A 25,331-nucleotide genomic window follows, 5' to 3' on the forward strand; every position below is an offset into this window, starting at 1 on the left:
TGCCCTTGGTGGCCTTGGCAACTCACGGTCGGTGCATCGGAACGATCCTCCCCCGCCAGGGGGAGGTGGCGCCGAAGGCGACGGAGGGGGAGGACACGGAACGCCAGCCGTCTTTCCTCCCCCTCCGTCTGGCAAGAGCCAGCCACCTCCCCCTTGCGGGGGAGGATCGTGGGGTCGAACGGCGATCCGCCCTCAATGAAAGTCGCGCGACTTGGGTAGGACGCGCACATCCCGCGGATGCGTCGCGCGGGGATGATGCGCGCGGGCGTCCGGACTCCGCGTGAGAACCGGACGGATAACCTCGTCGACGCGGGCGAGCGGCGGCTCCAGCGCGTGATCTTCCGACAACAGCCGCAGCATCTCGGTGCGGTCCTGCACGCGCGACGTCATCAGATGCGTCACCCCTTCCTCGCTGCGCTGGATCACGCCCTCCAGCACCATCAGCCGCGACGCCATCACCGCGAGGCGGTTCGCCTCGAAATCGCGCGCCCACATCAGCCCGTTGGTGATCCCGGTCTCGTCCTCGATCGTCACGAAGATCGCATTGCCCTTGCCCGGCCGCTGGCGAACTAGAACCACCCCCGCCACCTTCGCGCGTCGTCCATCCTTGGTCGCATTGGCCTGCGCGCTCGACAGGATCCCCTCGGCGTCAAAGCGCGCGCGAAGAAACTGCATCGGGTGTGCCTTCAACGACAGCCGAGTCGTCTGATAATCCGCCGCCACCTGTTCGGACAGCGGCATCGCCGGCAGATGCGCATCGGGCTCCGCGCCAAGCTCGGGCACCTCAGCGGCGGCGAACAGCGCCAGCTGCTTGGGCGGCGTCCGACGCACATCCCACAATGCCTCGCGTCGTTCCTTCGCCACCGATCGAAACGCATCCGCATCGGCGAGCAGGTTCATCGCCCGCTGCGGCAGGCTGGCGCGCCGCGCGAGGTCCTCGATACTCGCGAACGGCGTGGTCCGAACGCGAACGATCTCGTCCGCCCAATCCTTCCGAAACCCGTCCACCTGCCGAAATCCGAGGCGCAAATCCTCCCCGGCACGGGGAGGGGGACCATCCGCAGGATGGTGGAGGGCGCGCGCCGCAAACGTCACACGTGGAGGGGGGGCAGCCTCATCCGCGCCGCCCGTAACAGAGACCCCCGCAACCGATACGTCCGTGGAAGCCCCCCTCCACCCCGCTTCGCGCGGTTCCCCTCCCCGTACCGGGGAGGACTCGAGTGAGTTATCCCACCCGCTCGCATTCACATCGACCGGCAGCACGGTCACCCCATGCTCGACCGCATCGCGCACCAGCTGCGCCGGCGCATAAAACCCCATCGGCTGCGAATTAAGCAACGCGCAGCAGAACACCGCCGGATGAAAGCATTTGATCCACGACGACACATACACCAGCCGCGCGAACGACAGCGCATGGCTTTCCGGAAACCCGTACGAGCCAAACCCCTCGATCTGCTTGAAACAGCGCTCGGCAAACTCCGCCCCATACCCGCGCGCGACCATCCCGCCGACCAGCTTGGCCTGGAAATTGTCCATCCCTCCGACCTTGCGAAAGGTCGCCATCGACTTGCGCAACTGGTTCGCCTCGTTCGGCGTGAACCCCGCCGCGACGATCGCCAGCTTCATCGCCTGTTCCTGGAACAGCGGCACGCCGTAGGTAAAGCGGAGCAGTTGCTGCAATTCGTCGGGCGGCCCGAATTTCGGATCGGGCGAAGGAAACTCGACCTTCTCCTTGCCGCTCCGCCGGCGCAGATACGGGTGCACCATGTCGCCCTCGATCGGCCCCGGCCTGACGATCGCGACCTGCACGACCAGATCGTACAGCACGCGCGGGCGCAACCGCGGCAGCATGTTGATCTGCGCGCGGCTTTCGACCTGGAATACGCCGATGCTGTCGCCCTTGCACAGCATGTCGTACACGCGCGGATCCTCGGCGACCGCGATCGTGTCGAGCAGGTGATCGCCGTGGCCATGCGCGCGCATCAGGTCGAACGCCTTGCGGATACATGTCAGCATGCCGAGCGCGAGGATATCGACCTTCATCAGCCCGAGCACGTCGATATCGTCCTTGTCCCATTCGATGAACGTGCGCTCGTCCATCGCGCCGTTGTGGATCGGCACCATCTCGTCGAGCCGCCCCTGCGTGAGCACGAACCCGCCGAAATGCTGCGACAGATGGCGCGGAAACTCGAGCAGCCGGTCGACCATCTCGCGCAGCCGCGCGATCTCGGGATTGTCGACGTCGAACCCGGTCTCGGCAAAACGCTGTTCCTGGAACCGGCTCGAGAAACTGCCCCATACCGTGCTGGTCAGCCGCTGCGTCACGTCCTCGGTCAGTCCCAGCGCCTTGCCGACTTCGCGCACCGTGCTCTTGGGGCGATAATGGATGACGGTCGCGGCGATCGCGGCGCGGTCGCGCCCATAACGGCGGTAGATGTACTGCATCACGTCCTCGCGCCGCTCATGCTCGAAATCGACGTCGATGTCCGGCGGCTCGTCGCGCTCGCTCGACACGAACCGCGAGAACAGCAGGTCGTATTTCATCGGATCCACCGACGTGACGCCGAGCAGATAACACACCACCGAATTGGCCGCCGACCCGCGCCCCTGGCACAGGATCGGCGGATCGCAGCTCCTCGCGAACCGGACGATGTCGTGCACGGTCAGGAAATAATAGGCGTAGTTCCGTTCGCGGATCAGCACGAACTCCTCGTACAGGAGTTTCAGCATCCGCTCTGGCACGCGGTAGTCATAGCGTTCCAGCGCGGTCTGCCAGACAAGATGTTCGAGCCAATCCTGCGCGTTCCACCCGTCCGGCACCGGTTCATGCGGATATTCGTAGCGCAGGTCGTCGAGCGTGAAGGCGATTTTGTCCAGCAACCGCGCGCTTTGCGCCACTGCGTCGGGACGGTCGCGGAACAGCCGGGCGATCTCCTCCTCGGGCTTCAGATGCCGTTCGCCGTTCGCCGCGAGCCGCCGCCCCGCCTTGTGGATCGTCGTGCGCTCGCGGATGCAGGTGACGATATCGTGCAGGTCGCGGTCGTCGGGATAGGCATAGAGCGCATCGGTGGTCGCCAGCACGGGCACGCCCGCCGCATCCGCGATCCGACCGAGCCGCGCCAGCCGTCGCCGATCGTGGCCGCCGCGCGGCATCGTCACGCCCAGCCACACAGACTCCGCCCCCAGCCGCCTGACCGCGCGCAAGACCGTCGCCAGATCGCGTTCGCGTCGTTCGGGCAGGGCATCGCCCTCCGGCAGCGGCGACACCGGCGTCGCGCCGCGCGCGCTGCTCTCGGGCATCACCACCAGCATCATGTCGGCATGATGCGCGATCAGGTCGCCGAGCCCGAGGATGCAGCCACCCTTTTCGGCACGACGGTTACCGACTGTCAGCAGCCGCGTCAGCCGCCCCCAGCCACGCCGGGTCGCAGGATACGCAACGATGTCCGGCGTACCGTCCTCGAACACCAGCCGCGCGCCGACCACCAGCCGGAAGTCGATCGGTGGCATCGCCATGCCAAGCAAACCGTCGCGCGCCTTCTTCAACGCCTGATGCGCGCGGACCACGCCGGCGACGGTGTTGCGATCGGCGATCCCGATCCCGTCGAGCTTCAACTGGACCGCACGCCCGACCATCGCCCCGGCATCGCTCGCACCGTCCAGGAACGAGTAATTGGTCGCGGCGACGAGTTCGGCGAACCCGGTCATGACGCTGGCGTGCTCACGCGAACACGCCGTGGAGATACCAGCGCGGCGTCTCCATCTCTGAATACAGGCCGTGGCGGAAGATCCAGAAGCGGCGGCCGCGGCGGTCCTCGATCCGGTAGTAATCGCGCGTCGGGATGTCCTGGCGGCGCCACCATTCGCCGGCGATCCGTTCGGGACCCTCGCTATGCGCCACGTCGTGCACGGTGCGGCGCCAGCGAAAGCGGTGCGGCGGGCCGTCGGGGACTTCGGCCATCATCGATTCGATCGGCTGCGGCGGATCGAACAGATAGATCGGGCGCAGCGGGGGCTCGCCGGTCTCGGGCGCGGTCCACGGCGTCGGGGCAGGGGCCTCGGCGGCGGGCAGCATCAGTTCGGCCTGTTCGGGAATATGACTGTCGCGCGCCGAAAACCGGCGTACGCGGGCCCGTCCGAGGCGCGTGCCGAGCTGGTCGACCAGTTGCGCGACCTCTCCCTTCTGCGCCTCGCCGCCTTCGAGCTTCAGCTGCGACGCATCGAGTTTCTCAGCGAGCGCCACGTCGAGCCGGACCAGATCATAGCCGAATCCTGGATCGAGCGGGTCCGCGAGGCTATCGATCCGCTCGCGGAACAGCCGCATCAACAACGCGACGTCGCGTGTCGGCTGACCGGTCTCTATTCGCAGTCGCTGGACAAGGCCGTCGGCGCGGAAAAGGCGTGCTTCCCAGCGTCGGCCGCCTTCGTGACGGTCGGCGAGCTTGGCCGCGGCTTCGGCGGCGAGCTCCGCGATCACCTCCAGCGCATATTCCGTGCGCGCGATCGGTTCGGCGAAGCGGCGTTCGACACCGATCTTCGCCACCGTCCGCCGCGCGACGATCGGCCCCTTCACGCTGCCGTCGAGCCGGCGGATCATCATCGCCGCCTCCTCGCCGAACCGCGCGGCGATCGTCGCCAGCGGCCGCGCCATCACGTCGCCGACCGTCTTCAGCCCGGCGCGCGACAAGGCGGTGGTCGCGTCCTCGTCGAGCCCGAGTGCCGCGACCGGCAACCGCTTCACTGCCCGCTTCTCATCCGGCGCAGGGGCGCCGGCATAGCGCGCGAGCGCCCGCGCCGTATCGGGCGTGTCGCCGAACGCATGCCGCACCAGCAGCCCGCGCCGCGCGAGCCGCTCCTCGAGATCGGCCGCCAAGCGCCGCTCGCCCTCGAACTCGTGCACGCACCCGGCGATGTCGAGGATCAGCCCGTCGGGCTCGTCGAGCGCGACCGACGGCGTATAGCGCTGGCACCCGTCCGCCAGCCGCTCGAGCCATTCGTGATCGGCATGCGCGTCGTGCTCGTAGACCTCGAGTTCCGGTACCTGCGCGCGTGCATCGGCCAGCGTCAGGCCGGGGACGAGCCCCGCGCGCATCGCTTCACGGTCGAGCGCCTTCAGTCGCACCCCGCCCGACACCGTCTCGACGAACGCGATCGGCGTCTCAGCCCGTCCGACGAACAGATGCGGGCGCATCGTCCGCAGTCGCTCGATCGGCAGCCACGGGAAGACCAGCGCCAGATAGCGTCTCGGAATCGCCAAGCTCGAAGGCGGTTTGCTCGAAGGCGGTCTTGTCGAAGATGTGCGCGTCACGGTTCCACTCCACGCGCCAGCGGAGCCCGGCCTGGCCTCCGCGTCGACGCAGCAATTCGATATCGAAGGCAGGTTTGCCCGGCGCGTCGGCCTCCAGCGGCCGCGACCGACACGCCGCCACCCGCCAGCGCGATGCGGCGGCACTCGGCACTGGTTCGGCGCCGACGCGCAGGCTGAGGATCGTCACGCCCGAGGCTTCGGCCGCCAGCATCAGCCGCCGCGTCGCGGTCAGGTCGATCCCCGGTGCGCGACCCCAGGATTCCATCACCAGCGTACCAAGCCCGTGGCAGCGCGCGGCATCGGCGGCAGCACGCAGCAAACTCGCCTCGTCGTCGACCAGCCCGAGCACCAGCGCGGTCACGTCGAGCCCCATCTCGACCAGCCCGGTCGCATGCAACCGCCCGCCCTGCCGCTCGCTCGCCTCGGTCCTGAGCCACATCACCGGTGCCGCGCGCGCCGCCAGCAGCGTCGCGACCGCGAACCCCGCGCCGCTCGCCGAATCATCGACGCTCGCGAAAATCTCGTGCAACTGCGCCTTCGCCATGCCCTGCGTCAGCCAGGCATCGTCGGGGCGGCCATCCCCCTGGGTCGGCATCCCGGTCGTGGCGATCCGCTTCAGGCGGGCGATCAGGGCGGACGACTCGTTCACAACTGTTCTTGTAATGTTCTATAGAGTGAGTCGCCAAGTGGAATCTTTTTTCGAGCGATCCTTTCGAGTCGGAAGACGCTGTCTTTCAACCTTCATGACACGATCATGCAGTTGCTCGCGGCGCAGACACGTTTCGTCGCCGGACAGGCTTCGAACATGAAAAATACGTCAGGAATAGTGTCTTTTCCGTGACAGTTCCGCATCGAAGATCTCGCCTGTTCGCTCGGTTATTTACAGTTTTGAGACATGGTTGCAGTCCTTCCGCAGAGCCGCATTCCTCCCCGGATGACGCGGCCACCGAACGCGCTCGCCGTCGCCCCGAAGGGGGGAGGGAGGGGCCTAGTGAGAGATTGCTTACACCATGACAAAAATCGCTTTCCGGCCGACGTTGCTGCGGAGCTCGGCGCTTTCGGCGCTCGTCCTCGTCGGGGTCATCGGCACCGCGCCCGCACTCGCGCAGGATGCTCAGGTCCAGCCCAGCACATCGGTTTCGACGCCGCCGCAGGGTGACGTCTCGCCCGCTCCGACGGCAGCCCCCACCGCCGCGCCGGCCGCCCAGGCAGACGCCGACGCCGGCCAGTCGCAGGACATCGTCGTCACCGGCACGCTGTTCCGCCGCACCGATACCGAGACGCCGTCGCCGGTCACCGTGCTGACCGCCGACTCGCTCGCAAAGGCCGGCATCACCACCGTGTCGGACGCGGTCCGCTCGATCTCCGCGGACAGCAGCGGCTCGGTCCCGACCTCGTTCACCAACGGCTTCGGCGCCGGCTCGTCGGGGGTGTCGTTGCGCGGCCTGACCGTAAGCTCGACGCTGACGCTGATCGACGGGGTCCGCACCGCCAATTATCCGCTCGCCGATGACGGCCAGCGCTCGTTCGTTGATCTAAACACCATCCCGAACGCGATCGTCGACCGCGTCGAAGTGCTTAAGGACGGCGCGTCGTCGAGCTACGGCGCCGACGCGATCGGCGGCGTCGTCAACATCATCATGAAGAAGGAGATCGTCGGCGCGTACGGCACGGTCGAGGGCGGCGTGTCCCAGCGCGGCGATGGCGGCGAACAGCGCGCGACGCTGACGCTCGGCACCGGTCGTCTGAAGGAGAAGGGCTTCAACTTCTACGTCAGCGGCGAATATCAGCATGACGACCCGATCTACAATCGCAACCGCGGCTTCCCGTACAACACCGCCGACCTGACCTCGATCGGCGGCGACAACAACAACGCAGGCTCGGTCGCGCCGAGCAGCACGACCAGCGCGGTCGTCGCGCCCACCACGCAAACCACGCCCGGCAACATCCTGTCGGGTACCGGCCTCGCGACCGGCGCCTTCCAGGTGCTCAACCCCAATGGCTGCGCCGCCGGCCAGACGTTGGTCACCACGCCGCGATCGGGCTCGACCTTCGTCGACCAGGGTTGCGAACAGAATCTCGTCTCCGACTACGGCCAGATCCAGCCCGAGCAGACTCGTTTCGGCGTCACCGCGCACGGTACCGCGCAGATCAACGACAAGACGCAGGCCTATCTGATCGCGTCGTATTTCCAGAACGACGTGAAGTCGGAGGGCACGCCTGCGCTGATCCGCTCGGCCAACCCGGTCAACACGCAGAACATCGTCCTGCCGGCGGTGCTGGCGAACGGCACGCTCAACACCACCAACAACCCGTTCGCGACCCAGGGTCTGGCGGCGGCGATCCGCTATCGGTTCGGTGACATCCCCGCTTCGTCCGAGTACAAGAACCACGTGATCCGCGCGGCCGCCGGCATCGACGGCCAGTTCGGCGAGGGCTGGGGCTATTCGGCCTCGATCACCGCGGCGCATGCATGGCTCGACATCACGCAGAACGGCTATCTCAACCTCGCCGGACTACAGACCGCGATCACCACTGGCAGCTACAACTTCGCCAATCCCGATCTGAACACCGCAGCCGTCCGCGCCGCGATCTCGCCGACGGTCCGTTCGCAGGCCACCAGCGACCTCGACATGATCCAGGGCGTCATCACCAAGGACCTGTTCCAGCTTCCCGGCGGTCCGCTCCAGGTCGGCGTCGGCGGCTCGGTCCGCTACGAGGCGCAGAACGATCCGAGCCAGAACCCGGACTTCACGACGATCAACCTCAACCAGTTCTCGGCGGTCGGCAACCGGACCGTCGAATCGGCCTATTTCGAGGTCAACGCGCCGATCCTGACCAGCCTCGAGATCGACGGGTCGGGCCGCTTCGATCATTATTCGGAAGGGTTCAGCCACTTCTCGCCGAAGATCGGGGTGAAGTTCACGCCGATCCGCCAGGTCGCGCTGCGCGGCACCTTCTCGAAGGGCTTCCGCGCCCCGAGCTTCGCCGAGACGTCGGGGTCGGTGGTCGGCTTCACCGCCGCCGTGCCGCCCTGCTCGCTTCAGGCGCAGCATGGCGCCACGCTCACCGGCACGACGTGCTCGGGCGGCAGCGCGTATAACCAGTCCTATTCGATCGGCTTCAACACCGCCGGCAACCCGGACATCAAGCCCGAACTGTCGCGCAGCTTCACCGGCGGCGTGGTCGTCCAGCCGACCACCTGGTTGAGCTTCACCGCGGATTACTACAACATCAAGAAGACCCGCGTGATCACCGGCGGGCCGCTCTCGAACCAGGCGCTCGCCGCCTATTACGCGGGCACCGCGCTGCCGACCGGCTACAGCGTGACGCCCGACGCGATCGATCCGTCGTTCCCGAACGCACAGCCGCGCGCGCTGTTCGTCAACTCGCCCTTTGCCAATGCGGCGGCGCTGAAGACCTCCGGGCTCGACTTCTCGGCGCTGGTCCAGTTCAAGCCGAGCGACGATTTCCACTTCTCGAGCCGCGCCGAGGCGACCTACATCCTGCATTACGACTTCAAGTCGAGCGATGCGGATCCCTATGCCGATTATGTCGGCACGCAGGCGCCCTACATCACATCGTCGGGCGCAGGCACGCCGGCATGGCGCGGCAACTGGCAGAACAGCGTCGACTACAAGGCGTACACGCTCACCGCGACGGCCTATTACACGTCGGGCTACAAGGCGGTGGCGTTCGACCAGTTCGGCACGACCGACTGCGAAGGCGGCAGCACCTATGGCGGCACCGACCCCAACTTCAACTGCCACGTGAAGCACTTCGTCGATGTCGACCTGACCGGCAGCGTGAAGGTGAACGACAAGTTCAAGCTGTACTTCAACGTCATCAACCTGCTCGACCAGAAGGCACCGCTGAACGCCGGCAACTACGCCGCGACCAACTACAACCCGACCTATACGCAGATCGGTGCGGTCGGCCGGTCGATGCGGGTGGGCGCGAACTTCCAGTTCTGATCGCGCGATCCGTCAACGAACCGAAGGGGGTGGACGGCAACGTCCGCCCCTTTTTTGTGCGCCGCACACAGACGCTGGCGGAAATATCGCGACGATAGTGCGAAAGGCGCTTGCCGTTCCCGAAACAGCGGGCTAACAGCGCGCCTCACCCAGTCGCCGTGTCGCTTCAGACCGGAGACTACGGCGCCAGAGCGGGCGTAGCTCAGGGGTAGAGCACAACCTTGCCAAGGTTGGGGTCGAGGGTTCGAATCCCTTCGCCCGCTCCAGTCGCTGCCAGGACGGCAGCGACTTTCGCCGATGAAGTCTGCGCAATCCCACCCGGAAGCCACTGCGACATTCGATCGCCAAACCGTTCGTGCGCGCGCTACACTGTGCCGATGAGCGATATGAGAATCGGTATTGGCGGCTGGACCTACGAGCCGTGGCGCGGGACGTTCTACCCCGAGAAATGGCCGCAGAAGCGCGAGCTCGACTATGCCGCCGCGCATGTTACTGCGATCGAGATCAACGGCACCTATTATGGCAGCCAGAAGCCCGCGACCTTCGCGTCCTGGGCCAAGGCGGTTCCCGACGGCTTCGTGTTCAGCCTCAAGGCGTCGCGCTACTGCACCAACCGCAAGGTCCTGGCCGAGGCCGGCGAGTCGATCGCCAAGTTCACCGGGCAGGGCATCGTCGAACTCGGCGACCGGCTAGGGCCGATCCTGTGGCAGTTCATGGCGACCAAGAAGTTCGACCCGGACGATTTCGCCGCATTCCTGAAGCTGCTGCCCGCGCAACAGGATGGCCTCGCGCTGCGCCACGCGGTTCAGGTCCGGCACGAGAGCTTCGCGGTACCCGCGTTCGTCGCGATGTGCCGCAAGGCGGGCGTGACGATCGTCTTCGCGCAATCCGCCGAGTATCCCGCGATCGCCGACCTGACCGGCGACTTCGTCTATGCGCGGCTGGAGGATGCCGAGGAGCGCTTCGTCGCGGGGTATGCGCCGACCGCGCTGGACGACTGGGCAGCCAAGGTCAGGCTATGGGCGGCAGGCGGCCGGCCCGAGGGACTGCCCTATGTCGAGGAGCATGCCGACGATGCGAAGCAGTCCCGCGAAACCTTCGTCTTCTTCATCAATGGCGCGAAGGTCCGTGCGCCGCATGCCGCAAAGGCACTGATCGAGCGCCTCTGACGCGCGAGGCTACTGGCCGGCCGGCTTCGGCGCGGCAGTCTGCGATCCCGCACTCTCGTCGGTCACGGTGGAGGTCTCGGTAACCGGGGTCGGCATCACCACGGGCGCGGGCTGGGGTTGCCCGGCCTGGCCGATCAGCGCCGCGTTCTCGATCACGTCGAGCGCCCGCCGCGCCTGGACGTAGCGGCCCGCGGCCTCCATCCAGTTGCTCGCCTGGTTCGCGCCCGGCAGCCGCGCGACTTCCGCGCGGGCCGCCTCGACCTGGCCCGCTTCGAGCAGGCGGCGGACGCGCGCGAGCCGATCGGCGGGGATCGTCGACGGCGTGCCCGCCTTGCGGAGTACGACCAGCGAGTCGATCTGGTGCTGGATCGTGTCGAGCCAGCCATCGCCGGCGGTCGATGTTATGTCCGGCGCGATCGTATCGAGCCCCTGGCGCAGATCCTCCAGAGTCACCGGCTGGCGCGCCGCCTGGATCAGCAGGGTCGTCGCGCGGGGCTGCGCCTGACCGAACCGCAACCGCAGCTGCTCCTCCAGATAGCCGAGCGTCACGCCGCGATCGAGCGCACGCCGCGCGGCGAATGCGACCAGCAGGCCCTCCGCGCGCGTCGCCTGCCCGGCGGCGGCGGCGGCGTCGGTGGTGATCGTCGCGGTGCGGGCCTCCAGCGCCGACAATTGCCCCGCTAGCGTCGCCTCGCGCGTCGCCAACACGGTGGTATCGACCGGCGCCGCGGCCTGCGGCTCGCCGTTCGGGCCGAGCGGTTGCGACGGGATATAGCCCGAATTGCCCGCCGCCGCCTTTTGCGCGGCGGTCGATCCGGCCGTCGTCACATGCGCGCCGAACCACGGCAGCCTCTTCGCGGCATAGCCCATCAGCGCGATCCCGGCGACGAACGCCAGGCCGACAAGGGCGATGATCACACCCATTTTGGGTCCGCGTGCCCGGGGGCGATCGGTCGGCACGTAGTCGCTCATGGCGTGCTTATCCCCGCCGCGCGCGCGCTGGTCAATCGCGCGTGTGGTCGCGTGCTCGGCGGCGAGCGCGACGACCGCCGCATCGGTCGGTTCGGACGCGATCGCGACGTCCGCCCAGCCGACGCCGATCGCGTCGCCGACCGCGCGGCTGATCGCGACGATCGCGATCCTCGCGCGCGCCGTCCCCGCCGCATCGACGAGCGCGGCCAGTCGTTCCGCGGCGCGAACGGAATGGACCAGCACGATCGCATCTTCGAACGATCCTGCAGCATCGTCGTCGAGCGGCACGGCGTCGCTGGCATAGACGGTGATCGCTTCCACCCCGTCGCCCGTCTCGCTGCGGTCGCGCCCGCCGAGATGGAGCAGCCGCGCAAAGCCGCGGTCGCGCGCGTCCGCCACGACGGCCCGTGCGTCGTCCGCACCGGTGACCGCGACTGCGAACCCGGCCTTCGTCGCCGCCGCTGCGGTGGCCGCGCCGACCGCGACGACGGGCAGGCGCTTGAACGCGTCCAGTCCCGCGCCGCCATGCCGCACCGCGTTGGCGCTGGTCAGCAACAGCCCGTCGAATCCCGTCGGGCTGGGCGGCGTCCAGTAAACCGGGACGACCGCGAACAACGGCACCTGCCGCGCCTCCAGCCCAAGCGCGCGCAAGGCGGTCGCGGTGCGCGTGTTGCCGGGTTCCGGCCGCAGCACCACGATCGTCTTCATGCTGCGAACAACCGCCGGACGCTGGCGGGCGCGCGCGCGAGCAGATCCTCCGCCAACGCCGTGCCGAGATCATCCTCGACCGTCCCCTCGATCGACCCCGCCACGTCGCACGCGCCGTCCTCGGCGATCAGCTCGGCGCGCAACGTCAGCGTTTCGCCCGCCAGCGACGCCAGCGCCGCGACCGGCGAATGGCAATCCGCCCCCAGCCGCGCGAGCAATGCCCGCTCGGTCAGCACGCACAGGCTCGTATCGGTATGATCGATCGCCGCGACGATCGCCCCGGCCAGTCCCGCGCCCAGCACCTCGACCCCGACCGCGCCTTGGGCGGGCGCCGGCAGCATCACATCGGTCGGGATCGCATGACCGTCGTCGCGCCCGAGCCGGTCGAGCCCCGCCGCCGCCAGCAACGTCGCGTCCATCTCGCCGCTCGCCACCCGTCCGAGCCGCGTGTCGACGTTGCCGCGGATCAGCACGATCTCCAGGTCGGGCCGCAGTCGCAGCATCTGCGCGCGCCGCCGCGGCGAACTCGTCCCGACGACCGCATGCGGGCGCAGATCGGCGAGCGTCTCCGCGCCGATCAGCCGGTCGCGGACGTCGGCACGCGGCAGCATCGCCGCGATCCGGATCGTCGCGGGCCGGATCGTCTCGACATCCTTCATCGAATGCACCGCGCAATCGATATCGCCGTCGTGCAGCGCGCGATCGAGCTCCTTGGTCCACAACGCCTTGCCGCCGATCTCGGCGAGCGCGCGATCCTGCACGCGGTCGCCCGTCGTGCGGATCACGACGATCTCGACCGCGTCGTCGGCCCAGCCATGCGCCGCGCACAGTGCATCGCGCACCATGCCCGCCTGGGTGAGCGCCAGCGGCGAACCGCGCGTACCGAGCCGAAAACGAGTCATCCCCCGCGCCATGCAGAAAGGGCAGGGCTTCGACAAGCTTCGCGCACCCATATACAGACGCGTGATGATCATCCTCGGCATCGAATCCTCCTGCGACGAAACCGCCGCCGCGCTGGTGACGGGCGACCGCCAGGTCCTCGCGCACCGGCTGTTGGGACAGGAAGCCGCGCACGCCCCGTTCGGCGGCGTCGTCCCCGAAATCGCCGCGCGCGCGCATGTCGAGGCACTTGAGCCGCTGATCGTCGCAGCCCTGGGCGATGCGGGGCTCAAGCTGGCCGATGTCGATGCGATCGCCGCGACCGCCGGGCCGGGGCTGATCGGCGGCGTCATGGTCGGGCTCGTCACTGGCAAGGCGCTCGCCCACGCGGCCGGCAAGCCGCTGATCGCGGTCAACCATCTCGAAGGCCACGCGCTCTCGCCGCGGCTGTCCGACCCCGATCTCGAATTTCCGTACCTGCTGCTGCTCGTGTCCGGCGGCCATTGCCAGTTGCTGCTGGTCGAGGGCGTCGGCGCGTATCGCCGGCTCGCGACCACGATCGACGACGCGGCAGGCGAAGCCTTCGACAAGACCGCCAAGCTGCTCGGTCTCGGCTTCCCCGGCGGCCCCGCGGTCGAACGCGCCGCCGCGCTCGGCAACCCGAAGGCGGTCCCCCTCCCACGCCCGCTCAAAGGCTCGGCCGAACCGCATTTCTCGTTCGCCGGCCTGAAGAGCGCGGTCGCGCGCGTCGTCGGCCAATATTCACCCGAGGACCTTGCCGCCTCGTTCCAGGCCGCGGTCGTCGACTGCCTGATCGACCGCACGACCAAGGCACTCCGCACCTCGCACGGCGCCACCGCGCTGGTCGTCGCGGGCGGAGTCGCCGCGAATAGCGCGGTCCGTGGCGCGTTGCAGACGCTCGCCAGCGCCCACAGCCTCCGCTTCGTCGCACCGCCGCTGTGGCTCTGCACCGACAACGCCGCGATGATCGGCTGGGCGGGCGCAGAGCGCTTCGCCGCCGGCCTCACCGACCCGCTCGACGTCGCCGCGCGTCCGCGCTGGCCGCTCGATCCGAACGCCGAAGCGGTGCGTGGCGCAGGAGTAAAGGCATGAAAATCGGCGTCATCGGCGGCGGAGCCTGGGGCACCGCACTCGCACAGGTCGCCGCACACGAAGGCCGCGACGTCATCCTCTGGGCGCGCGAAACCGCGGTCGTCGAGTCGATCAACGCTCACCACGAGAACATCCTTTTCCTCGCCGGCGTCGCGCTCTCCCCGACGATCCGCGCCACGGATGATCTCGCCGCACTAGCCGACATGGACGCGATCCTCGTCGTCGCCCCCGCGCAGCACGTCGGCAGCGTCCTAGCTGCCGCCCCGGTCGGCCGCATCCCGCTCGTCCTCTGCGCCAAGGGCATCGAGGCGGGCAGCAAGCGTCTGGTCGGCGAAGTTGCGCGCGCCGTTCACCCCAACGCACCGATCGCCGTCCTCTCCGGGCCCACCTTCGCGCACGAAGTCGCCGCCGGCCTCCCCACCGCCGTGACGCTCGCCTGCGAAGATGCCGACCTCGGCGAACGCCTCGCCGCACGTCTGGCAGCGCGCCATTTCCGGACCTACGCCTCGACCGACGTCGCCGGTGCGGAGATCGGCGGCGCGGTGAAGAACGTCCTCGCGATCGGCTGCGGCGTGGTCGAGGGGGCAGGGCTCGGCCAGAACGCGCGCGCTGCGCTGATCGCGCGCGGATTCGCCGAGATGACTCGCTTCGGCCTCGCCCGAGGCGCGCGCGCGGAAACGCTCGCCGGGCTATCGGGACTGGGCGATCTCGTCCTAACCTGCTCCTCGACCAGCTCCCGCAATTTCTCGCTCGGCGTCGGTTTGGGGAGAGGCGACTCCGCCGCCACCCTCCTGTCCGACCGCCGCACGGTTGCAGAGGGCGCCTTCACCGCTCCCGTCCTCCGCGAAGCCGCCCGCGACGCGCGCGTCGACATGCCGATCACCGAAGCCGTCTGCCGCCTTCTGGAAGGTGCCCCGGTCAGTGATGTCATCGGCGATCTGCTCGCGCGGCCATTAAAGGGCGAGGCGGGCTGAACTCCAAGACTGTTTCACCGCGAAGGCGGGGAAACGGACTGGGCTCCCGCCTGCGGGGGAGAACAAGGGAAGGGGACTGACCGCTCGATCCTCCCCCGCCAGGGGGAGGTGGCACCGAAGGTGACGGAGGGGGAGGAAACGGAACAGACGTTTCCCTTACCGCCCCCTCCGACTGGCAAGCGCCAGCCACCTCCCCCTGGCGGGGGAGGATCAAGAGGTCACCGCAACACCCGCGCCGCCAGCCCCGAACAATCCGCATCTCCCGCCACCGGCCCCTGCTTCCCCGTGATCGCGCGGCCGATCGCCTTGAAGATATTCCCCACCGACTTCACCTCCGGAGGGATCGTCACATCAGGTCGCTCGATCGTCCCGGTCATGTACGCCGACCCCGGCAGCCGCAGCAGCGCATGCTGTTTCGGCGTGCCCGTCAGGCGGATGTCCAGCGTCTCCCCTGGGAACACCACGCTCCCCTGGCCGCGCAACTGGCTCGCAGTCGTATCGACGATCATCGGATCGACCCGCCCGCGCCCGTCCGTCACGTCCAGCTTCAGCACGACGCAGCGCAGCCCCGCCCGCTCGCCATCCTTCGCCAACAGCGCCCGCGCCGCATCGAAGCCCAAGGCCGCGGCGATCCCCTGCGGCAACTGCCCGTCGCGCGCGACGAACCCGATCGTCCCGTTCGATCGCCCGACCGCCGCGCGGACCGTCTCGCCTGGTCCCTTCAGCCGCACGCGCGCGCTCACGTTCCCGCTGAAATCGCCACCACCACCCGCCAGCGCCTGCACGCTGCTCCCTCGCAGCCGCAGGTCGATATCGACGATCGGCACCTTCCGGTCACCGCGCTGGTCGACGGTCACCGTGCCCGTGACATTGCCATGCGACAGCTGCGCGACCAGCTCGGTCAGCGTCAGCAACTGGTGATCGATCGCCAGCACGCCGTTCGCGGCCAAAATCGGCGACGCACCCTTTGCGCTCACGATATGGCCGATCCGAAACCCCATCCGCGCGTCGGTTCTGTCGATCTTGCCGATATCGATCCGCGTGTTGGGCACCAGCCGCGGCCCGATCCTGCGTTCGAGCGCGGCGCCGTCGGCCTTGCCCTCGTCCGACGCCAGATCGCCGAAATCGAACTGCCGCGAGACGATGTCGCCATCGACCTTGCTGCGCCCCGCCTGCTTGTCGACGGTCACGTGCCCCGCAAAATCCGATCGCCCGACCACACCCTTCAGCTGCGTGATCGTCCATTTCGGCTGATCGTGACGCACATGCGCGCTGAACGACACCGGCTGCGTCCGGAACAGCCCCGCCTCGATCACCGCGTCGATCAGCTTGAGGTCGGTCGCGCGCGCCGTCACGTCTAGGCTCATCGCGTCGGTATCGAGCGGCTTGTCCATCAGGCCCTTGGCGCAAATCGAAAGAGCATCGCCATCGATCGACGCAGTGAATGGCCACGGCTTGCCCTGGAATTTCTCCACCGAAGGCCCGGCGACTGCGATCCGCACCGGCGCACCCCGGATCGTGCCCGATCCGTTGGCGCGGATACCGTGGGCCGGATCCGACACGAACCGCGCGGTGACGAAGCGGTCCTGCTTGTCGTCGCGATACTCGATCACGCTGTCGCTGATCGTCAGCCCGTCGAGATCGGTCGAACTGTTGTTGCCCTTGGGCTTGCCCGGCCGCTCCCAGTTGGTCCGGCCATGCTTGTCGCGTACCATCACCAGATGCAGCCCGCGCGCCTTCACGTCGCGCGGCCCGAACGCACCCTTTAATAGAGCGAGCCCGGAAAACGTCGCCTCGGCCTCGCGCAGATCGACGAAATCGCCCTTACCCGCCCAGTCGGCCTGCGGAATGCGCACGTCGGTGATCCGGATCGTCGGATTGAATCCGAACGCATCGACTCGCTCGATCCCGCCGATCGTCACTGGCCGCCCGAACCGCGCGGTGAGTTGCCGCTCGATCACGCCCTTGAGCGATCCCCACGGAAACGCGGCAAGCCCCACCAGCCCCAGCACGAGCACGCTCGCGACGACGATGCCGGTGATTTTCACCCAGCGTTTTGCGAAGAATCCCCTCATCTTACCGCGACGCGCCGCGCAGGCATTCGTTCCGCCTGCGTCAGGACCCCTGACTGAGATTTGCGTACGCCGCTCGCAACGGCGAGACACCACCCCGGCGAAGGCCGGGGCCCAATTGGGAAACGTCGCTAACGAAGGGCGGCGCTACGTTACGACCACCTTTCCAATTGGGCCCCTGCCTCCGCCGGGGTGGAAGTAAGGCAAGGCGAGCCTCAGAAATCGGCCTCAGAAATCGATCGCCATGCCCTTCAGCTCCCAATCGCCATAGCGCGTCGGATCGCGCGGCTCGGGGTCCTTGTCGGGCACGATGGCCTCGGGCTTCGGCACCGGCGTATTCTTCGCGAGATATTCGGGTGGCTTCACATGATCGGGGCGCTGGCCCATCGCGGCTCTCCGGATTTGCGTGTTGGCGTCGTAACCGCCACATGGGCGCTGTCGCGCGATTTTGCCATAACAGCCGCGCGGCAAACCGAACGCGAAGGACCTTCATATGCCCGACTACACCCACGCCCCCGAGCCGCTCGGCGTCCCGACCCGACGCGCAGCGCTCCGCCTTCTCGACGCCGTCCTGCGTCGCGGCGAGTCGCTCGAATCCGCATTACCGGCCGCAACCCGCGCGATCCACGGCCCAGACCGCGGCCTCGCGCATGCGATCGCCGCCGAGACGCTGCGTCGCCTCCCCGATCTCGACGCGATGATCGATTCGGTCACCAAGACCAACCTCCCCGACGATGCGAAGGCGCGGATGGCGCTGCGGATCGCGCTGGTCCAGGTGCTGATCCTCGGCACTCCCTCGCACGCCGCGATCTCGACGGTGTTGCCACTCGTCGATGGCGGCCCGCGCAAACTCGTCCACGGCGTGTTCGGCACGCTGTTCCGCGCCAACATGCTTCTCCCCGAAGTGCCGACGCTGCCGGCCCCCGTCGAACTGCGCTGGGAAGCCGCGTGGGGCGAGGAGATGGTCGACGCCGCCGGCCGCGCGATCGCGCAGGTGCCGCCGCTCGACCTGACGATCGCCGACCCGTCCGAAACCGAAGGCTGGCGCGAGAAACTCGGCGGCGAGAGTTTCATGCCCGGGCATCTTCGCCTCGGCGATCATGATTCGGTCCCCGACATGGCCGGCTTCGGCGACGGCGCGTGGTGGGTGCAGGACATCGCCGCCTCGCTTCCCGCGCGGCTGCTAGGGAAGGGGGAGGGCCACGTCCTCGATCTCTGCGCAGCGCCCGGCGGCAAGACGCTGCAGCTCGCGAGCGCCGGCTGGACCGTCACCTCCGTCGACAATTCGCAAAGCCGCATCAAGCGCCTGCGTGAGAACCTCTACCGCACGCACCTGAAGGCCGAGGTCGTCAACGCCGACATCCTCGAATGGGCGCCCGCCGAGCCCGCCGATGCGATCCTGATCGACGCACCGTGCAGCGCCACGGGTATCTTCCGCCGCCACCCCGATGTCCTCCACCGCGTCCGCCCCTCGATCATCGCCGAGACCGCGGCATTGCAGGCGCGGATCTTCGCGCGGGCGGCGGACTGGGTGAAGCCTGGCGGCACCTTGGTGTACGCGACCTGCTCGCTCGAACCGTTGGAAGGCGAAGCGCAGCTCGACGCGTTCCTTGCGGCTCGCAGCGACTACACGATCGCCCCGGTCGACCAGTCCGAACTCCCTGCCGGCATCACGCCGACGGAAGCGGGCACCATCCGCACACTCCCCGGCATGCTCGCCGACCAGGGCGGTTGCGACGGCTTCTTCATCGCAAGATTGAAGCGCAGCTAACTGATCCTCCCCCGCCAGGGGGAGGTGGCTGGCACTCGCCAGACGGAGGGGGAGGAAAGGGATAACCGACGTTCCGTGTCCTCCCCCTCCGTCACCTGCGGTGCCACCTCCCCCTGGCGGGGGGAGGATTGAAAGACTTCGCACCAGCTGAATCCCGCGCTAGGACACATTTATGCAACCCGTCCGCATCGCCCCCTCGATCCTTTCCGCCGACTTCGCCAAGCTCGGCGAGGAAGTGCGCGCCATCGACGCGGCCGGCGCCGACTGGATCCATATCGACGTGATGGACGGGCATTTCGTCCCCAACATCTCGTTCGGCCCCGCGGTGATGAAGTCGGTCCGCGGCGTCACGACCAAGCCGTTCGACGTCCATTTGATGATCTCCCCCGTCGACGCCTATCTCGACGCGTTCGCGGAGGCCGGCGCCGACTGCATCACCGTGCATTACGAAGCCGGCCCGCACATCCACCGCTCGCTCCAGCATATCAAGGGCCTCGGCAAGCGCGCGGGCGTCGTCATCTGCCCCGGCACGCCGGCGAAGATGCTCGACTACCTCATGGACATGGTCGACCTCGTCCTTGTGATGAGCGTCAACCCCGGCTTCGGCGGCCAGAGCTTCATCCCCAGCCAGCTCAAGAAGATCTCGGCGATCCGCACGATGATCGAAAAGAGCGGCCGCGCGATCGACCTCGAAGTCGATGGCGGCGTCGACGCCGAATGGGCGAAACGCTGCATCGACGCTGGCGCCGACGCACTGGTCGCGGGCACCTCGGTCTTCCGTGGCGGACCATCGCAATACGCCGCCAACATCGCCGCGTTGCGGGGGTGAACGAAGCCCCCGATCTTGTAACCGATCCCGCCCCCGACGGGATCGACGAAGGCCGCCGCCTGATCCGTCTCGGCGGCGACAAGGGGCTGTCGCTCGCCGATCGGCTGGCCGAGCGCTTCCACCGCCTGACGTGGCGCACCCCGCTCCACACGCTGCGCCTCAAGGGCCGCTACCCGCTGAAGCTGATCGCGGTCCCCGACGATCCCATCCTCGGCGACATTGCGCGCGGCACGATGCTGCTGGAAGGCGTCCTCTCGTTCCGCGGCGAAGCGCGCGATATCGAGACGCTCGATCTTTCGAAGCCGCTGCCAAAACCCTTCGCCGAATATCTCCACAGTTTCGCATGGCTGCGCGACCTGTCGACCGTCGCGACCCGCGCGCGGGGCGCCCCGATCGCCGAATACCTCATGGGGCTATGGCTGACCGCGCACGCCGACACCCAAGGCGGGATCGCGTGGCGCCCCGACATGTGGGGCCGCCGTATCCTCGCCTGGACCGCACATGCGCCGCTGATCCTGTCCTCCTCCGACCAGATCTACCGCTCGAAGGTGCTCAACGCGCTCGCAAAGGGCGCGCTCCACCTCGATCGCACCGCCGACAAGGCCCCGGCGGGTGCCCCGCGCATCGCCGCGTGGTGCGGAGTCGTCGCGGCCGGACTCCTGATCCCCGGCGGAGAACCGAGGCAGGCGTTCGGAGAGGCGGGCCTTCTCCGCGCGCTCGGCACCGGCCTGTTCGACGACGGTGGCTCGGTCTCGCGCAGCCCGGCGATGCTGCTCGATTCGATCCAGCTGCTCACCCTGCTCCAGGAAAGCTACGCCGCGCGCAGCGCCGAACTCCCCGAGACGGTGGCGGTAACGCTTTCCAGAATGGTCGCGGCGTTGCTCGGCGTAGCGCACGCCGATCGTGGCCTGTCGAGCTGGCAGGGCGGCGGCCCGGCCAGCGAAACGCAGGTCGCCGCGGTCATCGAAGCCAGCGGCGTCCGCACCCGCCCGCTCCGCCAGGCGCGCGACTGGGGCTATCAACGCCTCGCCGCCGGCACTGCGGTGCTGATCGTCGACGCCGCCCCACCGCCGATCGCCCGCCTCGTCGAAGGCGGCTGCGCCTCGACGCTGGCGTTCGAGTTCTCCGATGGCCCCGCGCGGATCGTCGTCAATTGCGGCGGCGCCCGCGCGGGCATCGCGCAACTACCGCCCGCAATGGTCGAAGGCCTGCGCTCCACCGCGGCGCATTCGACGCTGACGATCGCCGACAGCAACTCGACCGCGATCCTCACCGACGGCACGCTCGGCCGCGGCGTCGGCGAAGTCGAGCTCAGCCGCCAGGAATCGGATGCCGCCAGCCGGATCGAGGCGAGCCACGACGGCTATGTCCGCCGCTGGGGTTTCCTCCACCGCCGCCAGCTGATGCTCACCGGCGACGGCCGCGAACTCCGCGGCGAGGACGCGCTGTTGCCGCAAGGCCGCAAGCGCCGCGCCGGATTGTCGCTGTTCGCGATCCGCTTCCATTTGGGCGCTGGCGTCCAGGTCTCCCCCACCGCCGACGGCCTAGGCGCGATCCTCCGCCTGCCCGGTGGTCCGCTCTGGCAATTCCGCTGCCGCGGCGGCGCGCTGGTGGTCGAGGACAGCGTCTGGATCGACGCCGACGGCCGCCCGGTCGCGACGCAGCAGCTGATGATCACGGGTGAAGCGGCGGCCGGCGGCGCGAGCATAAGCTGGGCACTGAAGAAGGCCTGACCCAACGTCTGCCCGGACGCAGCGCGAAGAACCACGCCAACCAACCCACTTCCGTCATCCTGACGAAAGTCAGGACCCAGGATACCAAACGACCACCTTCGTGGCTCTGGATCCTGACTTTCGTCAGGATGACGGAAATCGTGGATGGGAGTCACCCGCACGCCCCCCTGTTCCCCAACGTCAACCAACGCTAAGGCACCGCCGCACGGCGACCCCCGACGAAAGACCCTCATGACCAGCATCCCGAACACCCTCCCCATTCGGCGCGCGCTCCTGTCCGTCTCCGACAAGACCGGGATCGTCGATCTCGGCAAGGCGCTCGCGAGCCACGGCGTCGAACTCGTCTCCACCGGCGGCACCGCCACAGCCCTCCGCGCCGCCGGCCTGGAAGTCCGCGACGTCAGCGAACTCACCGGCTTCCCCGAAATGATGGACGGCCGCGTGAAGACGCTCCACCCGATGGTCCATGGCGGGCTGCTCGCGGTTCGCGACGACGCCGGCCACGCCGCCTCGATGGCCGAGCACAAGATCGGTGCGATCGACCTTGTGATCGTCAATCTCTACCCGTTCGAGGCGACTGTCGCGAAGGGCGCCGACCGCGACACCGTGATCGAGAACATCGACATCGGCGGCCCGAGCATGGTGCGCTCGGCCGCCAAGAACCACGCCTATGTCGCGATCGTCACCGACCCCGCCGACTATGCGCTCGTCTCCGGCGGCACGACGACGCTCGAAGACCGCAAGAAACTCGCAGCAAAGGCGTTCGCCACCACCGCCGCCTATGACTCGGCGATCGCGACCTGGTTCGGCACCGTCGATCAGGCCGAGGAATTCCCCGCCACGCTGCCGATCACGCTCAAGCGCGGTGACACGCTCCGCTACGGCGAGAACCCCCACCAGTCCGCCGCCTTCTACACCGCGACAGGCACGGTCCGCGGCATCGGCCAGGCCCGCCAGCTCCAGGGCAAGGCGCTCAGCTACAACAACCTCAACGACGCCGACGCCGCGCTCGAACTGATCGCAGAATTCCGCGACGCCGCGCCCTCCGTCGTGATCGTCAAGCATGCCAACCCCTGCGGCGTCGCCACCGGCGCCACGCTCGCCGAAGCGTACGCCGCGGCGTTCGCCTGCGACACGGTCTCCGCATTCGGCGGCATCATCGCCGTCAACCGCACGCTCGACGCCGAGACCGCGCGCCAGATAACCGGCATCTTCACCGAAGTCGTCGTCGCGCCGGATGCCGACGAGGAGGCGATCGCGCTGTTCGCCGCCAAGAAGAACCTTCGCCTGCTCCTCACCGGCGAATTGCCCGACCCCGCCCGCGCTGGTTTGACGGCTAAGTCGATCGCCGGCGGCTGGCTCGTCCAGGGCCGCGACAACGGCATGCCCGGCGAGTTGACCGTCGTCACCAAGCGCCAGCCGACCGAGCAGGAGCTGATCGACTGCCGCTTCGCCTGGACCGTCGCCAAGCACACCAAGTCCAACGCGATCGTCTATGCCAAGGACGGCAGCACCGCTGGCATCGGCGCGGGCCAGATGAACCGCCTCGAATCCGCCCGCATCGCCGCGTGGAAGGCAAAGGATGCCGCGGAAAAGGCAGGCTGGTCCACCCCGCGCACGATCGGCTCGGCGGTCGCCTCCGACGCATTCTTCCCCTTCGCCGACGGGTTGCTGGCGGCGGTAGAGGCGGGTGCGACGGCGGTGATCCAACCCGGCGGCTCGATCCGCGATGCCGATGTCATTGCGGCCGCGGACGAAGCCGGCCTCGCGATGGTCTTCACCGGCATGCGCCACTTCCGCCACTGAGTTCGACAACCGTGACACCTTAACTGTTCCCCCGCGAAAGCGGGGGCCCAGAATCACACACGCTATCGTTCGTAACCCTGGGCTCCCGCTTTCGCGGGAGAACAGCGGGGGGGATGGCCTGCCCATAAAACAGGCACCCACACCGCACTGCACAAGTTTTAACCGCAAACTCGCCTCCGCCCGCTCTCCGAGCACACCTCACCCCTCCACACCGCAACTGGCACGCACATTGCGAGGCATCTCCCGTAACAAGGGGGAAGGGCCGCGATGAAACTCGTCATTGCCATCATCAAGCCGTTCAAGCTCGACGAGGTGCGCGAAGCGCTCACCACGATCGGCGTGGCCGGTATGACGGTCACCGAGGTCAAGGGTTTCGGCCGTCAAAAAGGCCAGACCGAGATCTATCGGGGGGCCGAGTACAGCACCAACATGGTGCCCAAGATTAAGATCGAGGTGGTCTGCGCCGCCAGCCTGTCCGACCGCGTGGTCGAGGCGATCCAGGCTTCGGCGAACACCGGCGCGATCGGCGACGGCAAGATTTTCGTGCTCGACGTCGGCCAGGCGGTGCGCATCCGCACCGGCGAGACCGACGATTCAGCGCTCTGAGGGGGGACGAGATGAAGCATGATTTGAAGAAGGTCGCCGTCGCGGCTCTAGGGTTCGGCGTGACGATGATCGCCGCCGCACCCGCCTGGGCACAGGCTGCAGCCGCACCGGTGGTCGCGCCCGTCGTTGCTACCGTGAACAAGGGCGACACCGCCTGGATGATGACGTCGACGTTGCTGGTGTTGATGATGATCGTCCCCGGTCTCGCGCTGTTCTACGGCGGTCTCACCCGCGCCAAGAACATGCTGTCGACGATGACCCAGATCGGCGCGGTCGCGTGTCTCGCGATGCTGTTGTGGGTGATGTACGGCTACACGATGGCGTTCGGCGACGGCGGCGGCGAGTATATCTCGGGCTTCGGCAAGGCGCTGCTCCGCGGCATCACCCCCGACTCCACCGCGGCCACCTTCACCGCGGGCGTCGCGATCCCCGAATATGTCTTCATCTGCTTCCAGATGACGTTCGCCGCGATCACCGTCGCGCTCGTGCTCGGCTCGGTGGTCGAGCGGATGAAGTTCTCGGCCGTGATGGTGTTCGCCATCGTCTGGCTGACGATCGTGTATTTCCCGGTCGCGCACATGGTGTGGGCATCGGGCGGCAAGTTCTTCAAGATGGGCGCGCTCGATTTCGCCGGCGGCACCGTCGTCCACATCAACGCCGGTGTCTCGGCTTTGGTCGCCGCGCTGATCCTCGGCAAGCGGATCGGCTATCCCACCGATCGCATGGCGCCGCATTCGCTGACGATGACCGGGATCGGCACCGGGCTGCTCTGGGTCGGCTGGTTCGGCTTCAACGCCGGCTCCGCACTCGAGGCGAACGGCTCGGCCGGGCTCGCGATGATCAACACCTTCGTCGCCACCGCCTCGGCGGGCCTCGCCTGGATGCTGGTCGAGCGCGTCAACGGCCACAAGGGGTCGGCGCTCGGCTTCTGCTCGGGGATCATCGCCGGCCTCGTCGCGGTCACGCCGGCGGCCGGCAACTCGGGCCCGTTCGGCGCGATCATCCTCGGCGCGGTCGCCTCGGTGGTCTGCTACTACGCGGTGACGGTCTTGAAGCCGAAGCTCGGCTATGACGATGCGCTCGACGCGTTCGGCATCCACGGCATTGGCGGCATGATCGGCGCGATCGGCACCGGCATCGTCTACTCGCCCGCGTTCGGCGGCCCCGGCAAGCCCGATTTCGACATGGGCCACCAGTTGTTCGTCCAGGTCGCTGCTGTTGCGACCACGATCGTCTGGGCGGCGATCGGCACCGTCATCGCGATCTTCATCGCCAAGGCGCTGACCGGGTTGCGGGTCTCCGAGGAAGTCGAGCGCGAAGGCCTCGATCTCGGCGAACACGGCGAACGCGCCTACGACTAGTTCGGTAGCGGGCCACCCGAGCCCGCACCCACGACGTTCCTCCTGCGGACAACCTT

General features: G+C 68.1%; 17 protein-coding genes and 1 tRNA gene. 11 read left to right on the top strand and 7 right to left on the bottom strand.

The features are described 5' to 3' along the window. Positions 1-192: 192 nt before the first annotated feature. From ACLBWL_RS01420 to ACLBWL_RS01430, 3 genes are read right to left on the bottom strand one after another with little or no spacing between them, the layout of a single operon-like run. Positions 193-3,708 carry an error-prone DNA polymerase gene (locus ACLBWL_RS01420; protein WP_447789577.1) on the bottom strand — a complete coding sequence of 1,172 codons (3,516 nt, stop codon included), beginning with the start codon at positions 3,706-3,708 and terminating at the stop codon, positions 193-195. A gap of 13 nt (positions 3,709-3,721) precedes the next feature. Beyond that, positions 3,722-5,191 carry a Y-family DNA polymerase gene (locus ACLBWL_RS01425; RefSeq protein ID WP_447791939.1) on the bottom strand — a complete coding sequence of 490 codons (1,470 nt, stop codon included), beginning with the start codon at positions 5,189-5,191 and terminating at the stop codon, positions 3,722-3,724. After that, a complete protein-coding gene (locus ACLBWL_RS01430) occupies positions 5,160-5,957 on the bottom strand; it encodes an ImuA family protein (protein WP_447789579.1) in 798 nt (265 codons plus the stop codon). Before ACLBWL_RS01430 ends, ACLBWL_RS01425 begins: the two co-directional genes overlap by 32 nt. Before the next feature lie 361 nt (positions 5,958-6,318). Here ACLBWL_RS01430 and ACLBWL_RS01435 point away from each other — a divergent pair, with 361 nt between their 5' ends. From ACLBWL_RS01435 to ACLBWL_RS01445, 3 genes are all read left to right on the top strand, one after another. Next, positions 6,319-9,282: a TonB-dependent receptor plug domain-containing protein gene (locus ACLBWL_RS01435; protein WP_447789581.1), complete on the top strand. Its 2,964-nt coding sequence runs from the start codon at positions 6,319-6,321 to the stop codon at positions 9,280-9,282. 191 nt (positions 9,283-9,473) lie between these two features. Then, positions 9,474-9,548: transfer RNA gene (locus tag ACLBWL_RS01440), tRNA-Gly, on the top strand. Positions 9,549-9,659: 111 nt separating this feature from the next. Beyond that, complete coding sequence (locus ACLBWL_RS01445) at positions 9,660-10,451, top strand: DUF72 domain-containing protein (protein WP_447789583.1); 792 nt, start codon at positions 9,660-9,662, stop codon at positions 10,449-10,451. Between the two features lie 9 nt (positions 10,452-10,460). On the opposite strand, the gene ACLBWL_RS01450 is transcribed toward ACLBWL_RS01445, so the two are convergent. Together ACLBWL_RS01450 and hemC are read right to left on the bottom strand one after the other, a co-directional pair. After that, positions 10,461-12,131, bottom strand: a complete 1,671-nt coding sequence (locus ACLBWL_RS01450; RefSeq protein ID WP_447789585.1) for a uroporphyrinogen-III synthase — start codon at positions 12,129-12,131, stop codon at positions 10,461-10,463. Further along, positions 12,128-13,033, bottom strand: a complete 906-nt coding sequence (hemC, locus tag ACLBWL_RS01455; RefSeq protein ID WP_447789587.1) for a hydroxymethylbilane synthase — start codon at positions 13,031-13,033, stop codon at positions 12,128-12,130. Before hemC ends, ACLBWL_RS01450 begins: the two co-directional genes overlap by 4 nt. 61 nt (positions 13,034-13,094) lie before the next feature. On the opposite strand from hemC, the gene tsaD reads away from it, so the two are divergent. Together tsaD and ACLBWL_RS01465 are read left to right on the top strand one after the other, a co-directional pair. Beyond that, on the top strand, positions 13,095-14,123 hold the full coding sequence (gene tsaD / locus ACLBWL_RS01460; RefSeq protein ID WP_447789589.1) for a tRNA (adenosine(37)-N6)-threonylcarbamoyltransferase complex transferase subunit TsaD: 1,029 nt from the start codon (positions 13,095-13,097) through the stop codon (positions 14,121-14,123). Further along, positions 14,120-15,097: an NAD(P)H-dependent glycerol-3-phosphate dehydrogenase gene (locus tag ACLBWL_RS01465; protein WP_447789591.1), complete on the top strand. Its 978-nt coding sequence runs from the start codon at positions 14,120-14,122 to the stop codon at positions 15,095-15,097. The genes tsaD and ACLBWL_RS01465 overlap by 4 nt, the downstream gene beginning before the upstream one ends. A gap of 218 nt (positions 15,098-15,315) precedes the next feature. Here the strand turns inward: ACLBWL_RS01465 and ACLBWL_RS01470 are convergent, their stop codons facing one another. Continuing rightward, positions 15,316-17,172, bottom strand: a complete 1,857-nt coding sequence (locus ACLBWL_RS01470; protein ID WP_447789593.1) for an AsmA family protein — start codon at positions 17,170-17,172, stop codon at positions 15,316-15,318. A gap of 225 nt (positions 17,173-17,397) precedes the next feature. Next, positions 17,398-17,556 carry a DUF1674 domain-containing protein gene (locus ACLBWL_RS01475; RefSeq protein ID WP_107963485.1) on the bottom strand — a complete coding sequence of 53 codons (159 nt, stop codon included), beginning with the start codon at positions 17,554-17,556 and terminating at the stop codon, positions 17,398-17,400. Positions 17,557-17,662: 106 nt separating this feature from the next. On the opposite strand from ACLBWL_RS01475, the gene ACLBWL_RS01480 reads away from it, so the two are divergent. The 6 genes from ACLBWL_RS01480 to ACLBWL_RS01505 all read left to right on the top strand — a co-directional run bounded on the left by ACLBWL_RS01480 (position 17,663) and on the right by ACLBWL_RS01505 (position 25,275). Next, positions 17,663-18,940 carry an RsmB/NOP family class I SAM-dependent RNA methyltransferase gene (locus ACLBWL_RS01480; protein ID WP_447789595.1) on the top strand — a complete coding sequence of 426 codons (1,278 nt, stop codon included), beginning with the start codon at positions 17,663-17,665 and terminating at the stop codon, positions 18,938-18,940. Positions 18,941-19,112: 172 nt separating this feature from the next. Further along, positions 19,113-19,769 (top strand): ribulose-phosphate 3-epimerase, encoded by a 657-nt coding sequence (gene rpe / locus ACLBWL_RS01485; RefSeq protein ID WP_447789597.1) that lies wholly within the window; start codon positions 19,113-19,115, stop codon positions 19,767-19,769. Continuing rightward, positions 19,766-21,502, top strand: coding sequence for a heparinase II/III family protein (locus tag ACLBWL_RS01490; RefSeq protein ID WP_447789598.1), 1,737 nt, complete (start codon positions 19,766-19,768; stop codon positions 21,500-21,502). Before rpe ends, ACLBWL_RS01490 begins: the two co-directional genes overlap by 4 nt. Before the next feature lie 231 nt (positions 21,503-21,733). Next, positions 21,734-23,308 (top strand): bifunctional phosphoribosylaminoimidazolecarboxamide formyltransferase/IMP cyclohydrolase, encoded by a 1,575-nt coding sequence (gene purH, locus ACLBWL_RS01495; protein ID WP_447789600.1) that lies wholly within the window; start codon positions 21,734-21,736, stop codon positions 23,306-23,308. Positions 23,309-23,575: 267 nt separating this feature from the next. After that, positions 23,576-23,914 carry a P-II family nitrogen regulator gene (locus ACLBWL_RS01500; protein ID WP_056053652.1) on the top strand — a complete coding sequence of 113 codons (339 nt, stop codon included), beginning with the start codon at positions 23,576-23,578 and terminating at the stop codon, positions 23,912-23,914. An 11-nt stretch (positions 23,915-23,925) separates the two neighbouring features. Beyond that, positions 23,926-25,275, top strand: a complete 1,350-nt coding sequence (locus tag ACLBWL_RS01505; protein ID WP_447789603.1) for an ammonium transporter — start codon at positions 23,926-23,928, stop codon at positions 25,273-25,275. Positions 25,276-25,331 lie beyond the last annotated feature (56 nt).

It is taken from the genome of Sphingomonas sp. M1A8_2b, assembly GCF_053345535.1.

Coding starts and splice junctions, on each gene's coding strand:
- ACLBWL_RS01445 (WP_447789583.1), top strand. CDS start 9,660: ATGAGCGATATGAGAATCGGTATTGGCGGCTGGACCTACGAGCCGTGG.
- ACLBWL_RS01450 (WP_447789585.1), bottom strand. CDS start 12,131: ATGAAGACGATCGTGGTGCTGCGGCCGGAACCCGGCAACACGCGCACC.
- ACLBWL_RS01475 (WP_107963485.1), bottom strand. CDS start 17,556: ATGGGCCAGCGCCCCGATCATGTGAAGCCACCCGAATATCTCGCGAAG.
- hemC (WP_447789587.1), bottom strand. CDS start 13,033: ATGACTCGTTTTCGGCTCGGTACGCGCGGTTCGCCGCTGGCGCTCACC.
- ACLBWL_RS01505 (WP_447789603.1), top strand. CDS start 23,926: ATGAAGCATGATTTGAAGAAGGTCGCCGTCGCGGCTCTAGGGTTCGGC.
- ACLBWL_RS01470 (WP_447789593.1), bottom strand. CDS start 17,172: ATGAGGGGATTCTTCGCAAAACGCTGGGTGAAAATCACCGGCATCGTC.
- ACLBWL_RS01480 (WP_447789595.1), top strand. CDS start 17,663: ATGCCCGACTACACCCACGCCCCCGAGCCGCTCGGCGTCCCGACCCGA.
- purH (WP_447789600.1), top strand. CDS start 21,734: ATGACCAGCATCCCGAACACCCTCCCCATTCGGCGCGCGCTCCTGTCC.
- ACLBWL_RS01435 (WP_447789581.1), top strand. CDS start 6,319: ATGACAAAAATCGCTTTCCGGCCGACGTTGCTGCGGAGCTCGGCGCTT.
- ACLBWL_RS01420 (WP_447789577.1), bottom strand. CDS start 3,708: ATGACCGGGTTCGCCGAACTCGTCGCCGCGACCAATTACTCGTTCCTG.
- ACLBWL_RS01465 (WP_447789591.1), top strand. CDS start 14,120: ATGAAAATCGGCGTCATCGGCGGCGGAGCCTGGGGCACCGCACTCGCA.
- ACLBWL_RS01425 (WP_447791939.1), bottom strand. CDS start 5,191: ATGCGCCCGCATCTGTTCGTCGGACGGGCTGAGACGCCGATCGCGTTC.
- rpe (WP_447789597.1), top strand. CDS start 19,113: ATGCAACCCGTCCGCATCGCCCCCTCGATCCTTTCCGCCGACTTCGCC.
- ACLBWL_RS01500 (WP_056053652.1), top strand. CDS start 23,576: ATGAAACTCGTCATTGCCATCATCAAGCCGTTCAAGCTCGACGAGGTG.